This is a genomic window from Candidatus Margulisiibacteriota bacterium, from assembly GCA_031268855.1.
GTDB lineage: Bacteria > Margulisbacteria > Termititenacia > Termititenacales > Termititenacaceae > Termititenax.
Map to the genome: position 1 here is coordinate 1 of JAIRWS010000063.1, position 11,881 is coordinate 11,881.

An 11,881-nucleotide genomic window follows, 5' to 3' on the forward strand; every position below is an offset into this window, starting at 1 on the left:
CAAAACCACCGCGCATTTCACCATGTTTCGCTAAAGCGAAACACCCCTCTGTCACTTCGTGACATCTCCCCTCGGCCGAGGGGAGAAAATTCGGGTTTTCAAAACTGCCTGTTTTCTCCCCTTATTCAAGGGGAGATGTCTAAAATTTGCTTGCTTCAAGCAAATTTTAGACAGTGGGGTGTCTGCGCCAGCAGACATAACAACGCTGAACGCTGATCGAACGCCAAAATATCCGCTCTGCAAAATATTTCCGGCGCAACAATCCCTCTACTCATTCACAAGCAATTCATTCGTATTAAAATCCACGCGTAACCTTCCCATATCGGCAGACGCTATGCCGTGCTGTCTGGACAGTTCCCGCCAGAAACTATCCTCCAAATACTCCGCGTCCGCAGACGCAAAGATCGCTTCGCGGAAAAATTTATCTCTGGCCTGAAGCGGAGCGTATGCCGGCACGGCATTAGGCCGCAGGGCCTGACGGGCGCAGAGAACTTTATTGTGCGCAACTTCAAAATTGCGTATATCGTCGCGGGTCAGCATGGCAAGAGTTCTCATATCTATGTCCCTGCCGCGCGGTTGGCTTTAGTGTCTTTGGTATTGCCCGCTGGATTTGGCTCATATCTGCTCGTCTCCGCGCAGCCGCTGTAGCAGCTGCTGACGCAGCCGTCATAGCAATTATTCCGGCAATTGGTGCTGCAACTTATATCACAGGCCGCGGTACAGGTCTGCGAACAGCCCACAGCACAACTGATGCCGCAGCCCATAGCGCAAGCCCCACCGCATTGACCGGCACAACCGTCGCCGCAGGTGGATGAGCAAATCCCGCTACATTTATCTCTACAGTTATTGTCGCAGCCAGAGGCGCAGGCCGCGCCACAGCCAGAGGCACAAGCTGTTCCACAGGCGGATTCGCAGGCTTCACCGCATTGACCGGCGCAGCCGTCCCCGCAAGTGGACGCGCACCTGGCACCGCAAGCCGTAGCACAGGCTGATCCACAGGACGCTTTACAAGTATCACCGCAAACTTTTAGGCAACCATCTGTACATGCCGCCGCGCAAATGCCGCCACAACCAGAGGAACAAGCATCAAAACAAACGCCTGTGCAATTTCCGGAACAACCAGTATTACAATTTGTGCCACATGCATCTCCACGACAACCACTATAACACCGCGAAGTACACGCATTACCGCCACAACCACCCGAGCAGCCGGAACAGCCGTCGCATCGATTACCACAACTTTGATAGCACGAGTTTCTGCAAGTATTATCTGAACAGGAATTAGCGCAGGTTCTATTTTCGCAGATTGCGCCGCAGGCATTTATACAGCCAGCGCCGCAGGTTGATGCGCATAACGATCCGCAACCAGCTGTACAAGCCGCGCCGCAATCATCCTCGCAGACACCGCCACAAACATTTTTACAGCCATCACCGCAAGTGGACGCGCAGGCCGCGCCGCAGGCGTCCGCACACGCTGTGCCACAGGCAGAATGACAAGCTATGCCGCAAGAATTTTTACATCCATTATCACAGGATGACGCGCAGGCCGCGCCGCAAACATCTTTGCAGCCGTCTCCGCAGGTCGACGCACAGGCTACACCGCAATTGCTGGCACAGCTGGCCGCGCCACAGCCAACAGTACAGTCTGCCACGCAATCATTGCCGCACCCTCTCCCGCAGGCCGATGTGCAGCCGCCGGAGCATCGCGCGTTATTCAGGCTGTCGTCCACCACCTGCCGCACTTCTTCCAAATGCCGCGCTTTGAGCTTGGTAACCAGAGCCGTTATCTCTTCGTTCCACGGAAAAGTGTCACTGCCATTATAATTGACCAAACCTTTGGTCGCTTTGCGCAGATCCGTGAGCTGGCTGGCTTTCATCGGAGACCGGCCAGCCGTAACCAGCGGTAGGTTTACCGTGGACAGCACGCGGTGTGTCCGTTCTTTTTTCAGATTTTCCGCTGTTTGATTGTAATCCGCCGCATAGGCTTCTTTGCCGGATAAATACCTTTGTTTTTTCTTTTCAGCCGTGTCGGCCAACCCCACATTGGTTGTCGGTGTTCCGCCTGCCGCCGTCTCCCCATCTGGTAAGTTATATTTATAACGCGCCATAAACATACCCCCTCGCTATTTTGCTAAATAATAACATGCAAGTATAGACAAGTCAACATAATATATTTATGTTCTTTTATACAGAAAATTAATGTGTATAAATAAACATGTTATAATTATGTACTTATATAGTATAGAAATTGCCTGTTAACCATTACAATTAATAAACAGGATGGTTCAGATGGTTGAGAGCAAGGATATCCGCAAAGTTATCGGCGACAAACTCAAAACTGTCCGTCACAAACTCAACTATTCCCTGCAGCAAATGGCTACCGAATGCGGGCTGGATTACTCGCATTACTGCTTGATCGAAAAAGGCAAGCGTTACGTTCGGCTGGATGTGCTGCAGAGGATTTCCGACAATTTAAGCGTGTCTTTGGATTTCTGGTTTAGAAATGACGATATACCTCTGGTGCCTCATTCCACTAAAAAAGTTTACGAAGCCATAAGCTCGCTGGGCAAAGACAAATTGGAATTTTTATTCGACTTGCTGACAGCCTATCAAAAAGTCAAGTACTAACTCTCCCCGGACAGCTGACCACAAGCTGCCTTGACCGCCTGGCCTCTTTTGTAGCGTATGGTTGTCTCAAAACCGCGGTCGGTGGCCAGCCACCAAAATTCTTTCAGCGTTTTTTTCGCGCTGGGCTGGAATTCCGCGCGCGCGTGGGAATTGTATTCGATGAGGTTAATGTGCGCGTTTAGGCCGCTCAATAATTTTAACAGGCTTTTGGCCTGCTCGCGCGCGTCATTAACGCCGTGCAGCATGATGTACTCGAAAGTCAAACGCCGGCCGGTTTTCTTTTGATAAGTCTTTAATGCCCGCATTAAATCCGGTAGCGGATATTTTTTATTGATCGGCATTAGTTTAGCGCGCAGAGAGTCTGTCGCCGCGTGCAGAGAGACCGCCAGCCGGATCTGCAGCCCCTCGTCCGCCAATCTAACAATGCCCGGAATAATGCCGCAGGTCGAGATAGTGATATGCCGCGCGCCAATATTTTTGCCGGCTTTGTCATTGAGGATGCGGATAGATTTTAAAACATGGTCATAATTATCCAGCGGTTCGCCCATGCCCATATAAACGAGGTTTTGAATTTTCACCTTTTCGATTTTCTCAACTTGAATAACTTGATCGACTATTTCTCCCGCGGAGAGATCGCGCCTAAATTTCAGGCGGCCGGTCGCGCAAAAAACACAGGCCATTTTGCAGCCGACCTGCGTGGAAAGACAGAGCGTCTGCCGACCGGCGTCATTTAAAAGGACTGTCTCGATCTTGCAATTGTCCGGCAGAGCAAAAAGATATTTTCGCGTGCCGTCCGGATCGTCTGATCTTTTCAGTAGTTTCAGATCGGCAATCCCGTAGCCGTTATTTTTTAATTCCGTCCGCCAAACTTTTGGTAAATTGGAGATCTGGTCGAGATCTTCCGCCGCTTTATTTTGCAGCCAGTCAAATAAGATCGCGCCGTAAAACGGCCGGACAGCGATCTTTTTTAACTCCGCGAGATCAAGGTCTTTCAGATTTTTAAGCACGCTCGATCACATCTTTTAATTTGTTATTCAATTCTTCCGCGTCCGCAAAATCGCGCGGGTCCAGCGGCGGATTTAAGATTACTTCCCCCCGGGCTTTGGCTCGCCAGTCCGGCAGGCGGCGGTGGCGCGGGTAGATCTCATAAGCGCCTTTGATCTTCACCGGCACAATTTTTTTGCCCAGTTTATGCGCCAGCAAAGCCGCGCCGATCTTAAATTCACCGGGCTGGCCGTCAAAGGTGCGCGTGCCTTCCGGAAAGACGATCAGCGAGCAGCCTTGCCGCAAAATATCCGCGCCGGCCTTGAGCGAGGCCAGCGCCTGACTCTGCTGCCGGTCGACATAAATCAGCGGCAGGCGGCCGCCCAGCAGCCAGGCCAAAAAAGATAATTCCTTTTTGGCCAGTATGTAAGTTTTCCGCCGCGCCGCGGCGGGCATGGTTATCCAGAGCCAGATAATATCCAGATAGGATTGATGGTTGGGCGCAAAAATGCAATTTTCCGTCGCATACAGCTCAGGGTTTTTGACCGTCAGTCCCCAGCGCCAGCGGGAAATAGCGCCGCACACCAGCGCGTAAAAAGACAGGAGCGGATTGCCGTTGGGTTTGACTTTGTAGCGCAAAGGGCCGGTCAGCTGGTCTTCCTGCGGCGCGCTCAACGCCGGACAAGCGGCCGCGTACTCTACGATTTCTTTTAGATTCTGCTTGGCCGCCAGCTCTTCTAGCTTTATGACCACGCCCAGCCGCTGCTCCAGGTAGGCTGCCAGATCGAGCAGGCGCAAAGAATCAACTTTTAACTCCAGCAGAGTGGTGTCCTGGTAAAAAGTTTTCACCTCGCTGAATTTTTCCGCCAAAATTTTTAAAATCTCTTTTGGGCGCGGCTCGTCAGGCATGTACGGCTGGCGGACAGCGTTTTGGCCGGCGGCGCGCTGATATTTGCCCTGCTCCAATTCTTTGATGACGTGGCGCACTACGATTTTTTTTGTGGAGTTGCGCGGCAGCGGTGTGAAAGACACGGCAAATGTGGAAAGCGTTTTGTAACTCGGCAGGCCTTTGTTCATTCTTTCTATCTCGGTTTTGATCTGTGCGTAGCTTTCTTTGTTTTTTTCGCGCGGCACGACAACGGCAAAAACACTTTCCGTGCCGTCGAAGCGGTAGCCAAAAACTGAAATTTCCTCGATCAGCGGCGAGTATTGATAGTAGGCTTCCAATTCTTCAGGATAAACATTTTCGCCGGAGTCTAAAACGATCATGTTCTTGAAACGGCCGGTGATGTGCAGTTCGCCGTGCCTGTCTTTGAACCCCAGATCGCCGGTATTGAACCAGCCGTCCCGGTCAAACGCTTCGGCGTTGGCCTGCGGATTGTTGTAGTAACCCGGCGTCACCGACACGCCGCGCATCCAAATTTCACCGACGCCGTCTTTATTGAGCTTGCGCAGCGTCACTTCATTGCCCTCGATCGGGCCGCCCACTGAGCCAAGTGTATTGTGCAGGAGATTGGACAGGCAAGCCGGGCCGGAAGTTTCGGTCAAGCCGTAACCCTCGATAATTTTGACACCCATATTGGAATAATATTTAAAATATTTCGGCTTGAGTGCCGCGCCGCCGCTGACCAGAAATTTTAGCTCCTGGCCGATCACTTGATGCACCGGCTCAAAAACTTTGGCCAGCGCTGTGTTTAGCAGCGGGATTTTGCGCCAGTACGGAGCGGTGTTCAAAATAGTCATGAATAAAAAATACTTCAGCGCGGACTGCGCCTTGACCCTGGCGGCAATGCCGTCAAAGAAAAGCTCCCAGAGCTGCGGCACGCCAAAAAACACATGGATCGGCGTCTCGGCCAGACTCTTGATAATGTCCGGCCCTTTGAGCGACGGCTGAAACATGACCATACAGCCAAAGATAACCGGCCCCACATAATTGGCCAGCAGACCGTAACTGTGATGCAGCGGCAGGATCGCCAAAATATTCTCACCGCCGTTCATCACGTGCAGGTCATCGCGCAAAAACTTGATCAAGCCCATCGCGGTAAAATAAAGATTGCCGTGCGTGAGCGGCACGATCTTCGGCTCGCTGGTCGTGCCGGAGGTAAACAGAAAACACGCCGTGTCCTGCATCGTCACTTCCGGCGCAGCCACTTCAGCAGCGCGGTCATCCCAGCCGGCGTGCAGATCTAAAACCTGCACATTCTGAAATTTAAGCGCGGCAAAATCCCGCGCCACAAAAAGCGCTTTGGCGGAAACACTATCGAGCATTTTTTGCCAGCTCTCCACACCGAGATTTTGGTCCAGATGCACAGCCACCGCGCCCAGACACATGATCGCCATGTGCGTCACACACCATTCCCAGCTGTTCACGCCCAAAATACCTACGCGGTCGCCGCGCTGAATGCCCAGCTTTTGCAAAGCCAGAGCGCGGTTTTTGGCCATCTGCCAAACCTGCCGAAAAGTATATTTTTTCTCAAAGAGAAACTTATTCTCATGCGCGGCAGTGACCGCGGCAAAAGCCTCGTAAAGGTTGCGCGGCTGTTCGTTTGTCATGCTCCCTTGCTCCTTATGTATTATTTCATTCCGTCAGCTGGCAGCAGACAATTCCCGGAAAAGCCGTCAAGTCCAGCTCTAGCAGTCCTTTGTCCTGTCGCAGATAACGCAGCGGAATATCCACAGTGCGCCCCGCCGGATAATAGCCAGTGATCTTGCTGACTCTGCGGTTGGTAATTTTTACCAGCCCCGGCAGACTTTCGTATTGAACTATTTTCTCGCCAAAAAGCTGCACCAGATCAGGATTGCCTGAGCGGTTTTGCTGCTCTTTATTGCGCTCCAAACCAAACCAATAAATAATGGTTTCTTTATTATTGTTCAAGCGCTGCTCGATGACCGTCACGTTGGTCTGCGGCCGCTTGCCTTTATAAACAAAACTAATGGCGCGTCCCTGCAGCTCGCCGTCTTTGGCCACGCGTCCGGCGATGCCATTCACGCCCTTGGCCTTGAGATCGATCTTTTCCTGAAAACGGTCATATTGAAAATCGCCGGCCATGATGTACTGCGGGTCAAGCCGTTTTTGCAAAGCCACGCTGCCCAGCAGAGCCAGAGCGTTGAGTTTGTACGGACGATTGCCAACATTGAAATAATCGCTGAGTATCGGCTTGTCTTGAACATTGGGGCCGTTATGGAAAAACAAAATATTTTTGCGCTTGGCCGCGCTGCGCAAATAATCCATGATCGTCCAGGCGCCCTCGCCGGATTTGTCATCGCCGGCAAATGTAAAATTAGTTTCCGAAAGCTGCGCCGGATAGACAGCCGGCAGCGTGAATAATTCCAGATTCAGATCGATATTGGAATCCTCGTCAAATAAATTGCCAAAGCCCGGATTGAGCAGCATGCTGTGACCGCCGATCGGATGATGTGTGTATTTATTGAAACGCAACTCGGTGCGCGGGTCGTTGAAAAAAAGGTAGGCGTTGGCCAGCAGCGCGCCGGCGTCGCGGGCATAATCGTTATTGAGGCCGACGATAAAATTGCGCGTGGTCTGCTGGCGCAAAAAAGTATTGACGTCCTGCACAAAGACAACTGGCAGCAAAAACGAAGTAAAGAAAGACTGCGGCCGGTCATAATTGGCAAAATCATCAACATAGCCGAGGGTCAGATCTTCCGGTATCTGATAATCCGCCGGCATTTTGACAGAGAAAACCGCGCTATGAATTTCCTTGATCTTGTTTTTCAAATCCGCTGCCGTCAGCAGACTTTGCAGATTTTTAGCTGTATTATTTTGTTCGACCTCGATCTGCAAAAGCAGTCTATTCACGCGCGTTTTGTTTTCCGCGGCGATCTGCGCTGATCTGGTAACGTAATTGCCGGTCGGCTCGGCATCGGTGATCCAGCCGTAGCCGTCTTCGCGCAAAGTTTTTAGTTCTTTTTGATACGCCGGATAACTGTTCAGCGCCTCATCGCGCAAAACGTTGTAGTAAATATAACTGGCCGTGTCTTTGACATAATATTTTTGCTCAATCACATTATTCAGCGCCGCGACATCGGCCAGCAGCGATTTCAAATTGACACTTTGCAGATGCGTTTGCAGCAAGGCGTCCGCGCGCGCGATAAAATCCTGCCAGGCCTTGTCCTGCCGCGTCCGGTCAAGATAGCGGCCGTAATAAAAATGATAATTTTGGGAAAAATATTTATTGCCGGTTTCGTTGTACTTGTCGATCGTCCAAAACCCGCGCGTGAAGCCGGTCTCATTCATGTAGGTCAGCGAGTTTGGCCAGAAATTATTTTTCTGAAAACTTTTAGCCAATTTTTGCAGCGCAGGCTTCACATACAGCGCGCTGACTTCCGGCAAAACCAGCGTCGCTTTAAAAAGATCGGTGGCGCTACTGAAAGCCGAAGTATACGGCTTATTATTGAACAAAGCGCCCCAATAGCTGCCAGCAAAGTTTGTGTCCGGTAGCGCGTCAAAAATTATCACAAACCCTTCGTCTTGCCAGCTTTTCAAAATTTTGAGCAGCTGATCCAGATCTTTTTCCGAAAAATCCGCCCAGCTCGTAAAAACCTGATGCACGCGGATCGTATTCAAACCGGCTTTTTTCCAGCGCGCGCCCTGTTCGCGGCAAAAACGCGGCAAATCCGCGCCGTAAATCTGCTGCCAGGTCTGAAAAGTTTCACCCACCAGAGTAAAACCGGTCAACGCAAAATCGCCGCCGCCGCGGTAAGTCCACGCGCCGCGCTCGAAACCCAATTTATTGTTTTGCACCGCCGCGCGGATCTGCGCGTCCAGTTTTTGCGCGTCGGCCGAGAGAAAACCCAGCGGATAAGCCTCGGTCAGGCTGACTAAATCCGCTTGATTCAGTTTGCCGGATGTGGCGTGTGTCAAATTAAGCCCGCGGCCCAGAGCGGAAATTTTGGTCTCGCCGCGCCGGCCGGTCAGAGTATGCCTGTCAAAACTGGCGTAATTGGTTAATCGCAAATCGCGGTAATTGACTATGCCGTGAAAACCACCCAGCGTCAGCAGCACTTTCCTGGCTTCGCCCGGGTATTCCGAAGAGTCGATCACGAAACGCTCGGCCTGACCGGCCGCAAAAACACGGTCGATCGTTTTCCAGCTGCCGTCTTTTTCCAGACGGTAAATCGGCGCCTGATGCACATTACCGCTTTTTTCATCCACAATGAAAGCCTGTAAATTGAAGCGCGCGTCCTCCGTGCCGTCAGTCCGAAAACTGACCTCGATCACCTGTCCGTCAAAATCCGCCAGCGTGCTGACGCGGCCGTAAGCCGGTAAAGTTTTTATTTCATAAGCGGCGGTTTTTTTCACCGCATCCAGCGGTAGCTTTTTTAACTCCTCGGCAATATTTTGTTTTTCCAAGCCGGTGGAGAGCAGCCGCTCGGCCAGAACCTCAGCGTGATCGTAATTAAAACTGCCATTGTCTGTTTTTAATTCGTAATTTTTCTGAAATTGAAAACTATTGCTGTCCGCAGAATACAGCGCATACTGCGACCAGAGCAACGGATTGAAAGCCGGTTCTTGCAGTAGCTCCACGCTCAAAACGCTGGCCTCCGGCGCAGAGTTCAACGGCAAAAGCTCCGCGCGGCCTTTGCCCAGCAGCGCGATCTGCCAGTAAAGTTTCACGATCTTTTGATTTTCGTGATGCAGCGGTATGTAATACTCGACCAATCCCCGCCGCGCCAGCGAGAGCCTGCTGAATTGCACATAGCGGCCGCCCTTTTTCTCAAAAACCGGTATGCCGCTGTAGTGAAAAAGCGCGCCGCTCGGCGTCCGCACATCCGCTTCTAAAAAGAAGCCGAAACCTTCCCATTGATTGAGGCCGGTTTCGATATTTTGCAGATCGATATTCATTTGTCCGCGCAGCGCGTTGGCCGAAGGCGGAATATCGATCTCCGTCTTGACCGCTGACCAGCCGCCGGTGTTCCAGTTATTGAAAACCAGTTTGCGCGCGGCCTGCGGCAGATTTTCCTCCACGTAAGCGCCCTGCACAGTCCAGCTCAAGGGCTGGCCGTTGATATTGTCGTAAAAAGAGCCGTCGTTGGGCAGAAAATTGGCGGCATTGTGCATCTGCAGCGCTGGACGGATTATGATATTTTCAATTCCGGCCTGGCCCAAAAAATAATGGCGCCGGTCAGGGCGGTTATCCTGCGGGTCGTTGGCCCGAACAAAATTCATCCTGAGCTGCGCGTATTTCGCGCCACGCTCGCGCGGCACCACGAATAAACTCTTGCGGGTCTGCGCGGTATTGAGCGCCGCGTCGAGGCGCGGATAACGCTCGGAGCCGTTGTCCGCCGGATAGACCTGCTCGCCGTTTTCGTCAAAATAAATCAGCTCGATAGCGTTGTTCGCCCAGTGCGGTGGGTCGCCGTATTTTTGCAACTCGGAATTAAACAACGCCGCAACTTCCAGCTCGCCAATATCGGCCACGCTAAAAATATTCGTGTAGAAACCGCTGTAGTCGGCGGGATTTTGCAAATTGTACTTGATGTTTCTCCGCGCCGGATCAATGGTCAAGGAACGGTCGCCGACAAAAAGCCCCAATCCGGCCGGCCGCAGGTAAACGGAATCCGCGCCGTTAAAAACCAGCGGCGCTTCAACCTTGAATAATTTTTCCACATCAAGTTTTTCCGCGCCTTTCTGCAAAGCGACCCTATTTAGGGCAAACGCTTCGACAGTCGCGCCGCGTTTGGTTTGGTCATAATCCGGCGCGCCGGAAATTTTTAAAATTATCTCCAATCGCGCGGTGTCTTGGGCCACGATAAATTCATGCTCCAGAATACCGCTGTAAGCGGCAATATTCGGCGTTCTATTTAAAACCGGAAAGATCAGATCGTCATTCCAGCCGACGATCCTGCCATTTTGGTCGTACTGCACGACATCGAGAAAAATATTCTGCCAGCCGTAATAGCCGGAGCGCAAATTTCGCGCGTCATACCAGACCGTCAGACGCGCCGCGCCTTTTAACCCGGCCAATTCCCGCGCGTCGTCCACGCCGCCCAGCGCGATTATTGTCCAGGCGTAAGGGTCTTGTTTATTCCGCACGGTCAAATTTTCCAGGTTTTCCACCGCAGCTTTAGGATCATTGGCGATAACCTTGATGTTGAATCCATTGGCGCCTTTGGGCAAATAATTTTTTTTCTGAAAATAAATATCATTAGCAAAATCTTTTTTGTATTTCTTATAAAAACGCTGCGCGGCCGCAAAGTCGTCCGCCGGAAAATAATAATAATTGGCCGGCAGAACATCGCCGCTAAAAACTGTCCCGGGCAGCCCGCACTCGTTTTCTAAAATCTCCCTGTCGCGCACCGGCAAACTGCCCAACTGGCGGGCCTGCGCCGGAGCAAGCACAGCCTCCGGCGGCTCAGCGCCCAGATAAAAATGGTAAAACTCCACCTGCCCGCTGCTGCCAGCGTACATACCGCTGCCAGTGGAATACGCGCCCGGAATATCATGCTGCCAGCTGGTGCGCAGGCCGCCGCGCACATCCGCCGGGGTCACCGGCGAAGTACTGTTGACCGCAAAAGATCGGCCGTTCTCCAGCCGCGCAAAAAACCGCGCGTCGGCCGGATCGGGAATTTCCAACCAGCCGGTGATAATATTGTTCCGTCCCCCAAAATTCAAATACTGGCGGTCGTTCGTGCCCGGAATATTCCACCAGACTTCGTAAGTCTGGCCGCCCTTGATCACAAAAAACGACGGCGCCAAACGCGCCGCATCCGCGGCGCCGGTATATTCTGAAATGAAATACATTTTTTTGCCGATATATTCGTGGACGAAAGGAAAATTGCGCAGATATATTGTCGCGCTCCACTTAGCCTGCTCCTCCGGTTTTTTGATTAGCGCCGGCGCGGTTGGCCGGTCATAGCCGCTGTTGTAGAGATTCCAAAAACCAAAGTAAGCCCAGTCATTTTGCTCGTATTCCACGGCTAACAACAACGCTGCCAGAGAAAAAATAACCGCCAAGTGTTTTAACATTTTTTCTCCTTTGCAATTTGAAATATTTTCTGATTTCGCCGCGCTCCGAGCGCGCCACTACGCACACCCTCGCTGATCCAATCACTGACCCGCGTCTGCCAGCCTTTGCCGCTGGAACGCAAAAAACGCAGCACAAAGTGATTAACCCGTAAAGTCATTAACTCTTTGCGAAATTCTTTTTTAGGACGACCGGGTCTTTTGGCTTTTCTAAAATATTCAGCGGCAAGCTCTGGATTATCGCTGTCGGTCAAATCCGGGCTGTCTTTGAATTTCTTTCTAATT

Annotated in this window: 9 protein-coding genes; 2 read left to right on the plus strand and 7 right to left on the minus strand. The window is 51.8% G+C overall.

Features of this window, described 5'->3' with window-relative positions:
* Nucleotides 1-267: 267 nt before the first annotated feature.
* The 3 genes from LBJ25_03885 to LBJ25_03895 all read right to left on the minus strand — a co-directional run bounded on the left by LBJ25_03885 (nucleotide 268) and on the right by LBJ25_03895 (nucleotide 1,321).
* Nucleotides 268-555 (minus strand): hypothetical protein, encoded by a 288-nt coding sequence (locus tag LBJ25_03885; GenBank protein MDR1453097.1) that lies wholly within the window; start codon nucleotides 553-555, stop codon nucleotides 268-270.
* 2 nt (nucleotides 556-557) lie between these two features.
* A complete protein-coding gene (locus LBJ25_03890; GenBank protein MDR1453098.1) occupies nucleotides 558-764 on the minus strand; it encodes a hypothetical protein in 207 nt (68 codons plus the stop codon).
* A gap of 263 nt (nucleotides 765-1,027) precedes the next feature.
* Nucleotides 1,028-1,321 carry a hypothetical protein gene (locus tag LBJ25_03895; GenBank protein ID MDR1453099.1) on the minus strand — a complete coding sequence of 98 codons (294 nt, stop codon included), beginning with the start codon at nucleotides 1,319-1,321 and terminating at the stop codon, nucleotides 1,028-1,030.
* Between the two features lie 179 nt (nucleotides 1,322-1,500).
* Between LBJ25_03895 and LBJ25_03900 the strand changes: the two genes are divergently transcribed.
* Nucleotides 1,501-1,824, plus strand: coding sequence for a hypothetical protein (locus LBJ25_03900; protein MDR1453100.1), 324 nt, complete (start codon nucleotides 1,501-1,503; stop codon nucleotides 1,822-1,824).
* A 465-nt stretch (nucleotides 1,825-2,289) separates the two neighbouring features.
* Nucleotides 2,290-2,628 (plus strand): helix-turn-helix domain-containing protein, encoded by a 339-nt coding sequence (locus tag LBJ25_03905; protein MDR1453101.1) that lies wholly within the window; start codon nucleotides 2,290-2,292, stop codon nucleotides 2,626-2,628.
* Here the strand turns inward: LBJ25_03905 and rlmN are convergent.
* The 4 genes from rlmN to LBJ25_03925 form a co-directional block, all read right to left on the minus strand.
* Nucleotides 2,625-3,635, minus strand: a complete 1,011-nt coding sequence (gene rlmN, locus LBJ25_03910; GenBank protein ID MDR1453102.1) for a 23S rRNA (adenine(2503)-C(2))-methyltransferase RlmN — start codon at nucleotides 3,633-3,635, stop codon at nucleotides 2,625-2,627. The two genes, LBJ25_03905 and rlmN, sit on opposite strands and share 4 nt — an antisense overlap.
* Nucleotides 3,628-6,165, minus strand: a complete 2,538-nt coding sequence (locus tag LBJ25_03915) for an AMP-binding protein (protein MDR1453103.1) — start codon at nucleotides 6,163-6,165, stop codon at nucleotides 3,628-3,630. Before LBJ25_03915 ends, rlmN begins: the two co-directional genes overlap by 8 nt.
* A gap of 25 nt (nucleotides 6,166-6,190) precedes the next feature.
* Nucleotides 6,191-11,599, minus strand: a complete 5,409-nt coding sequence (locus LBJ25_03920; GenBank protein ID MDR1453104.1) for a hypothetical protein — start codon at nucleotides 11,597-11,599, stop codon at nucleotides 6,191-6,193.
* Nucleotides 11,593-11,881 (minus strand): BrnA antitoxin family protein (locus LBJ25_03925; GenBank protein ID MDR1453105.1); only part of this gene is annotated, 289 nt, incomplete at its 5' end. The genes LBJ25_03920 and LBJ25_03925, both read right to left, overlap by 7 nt.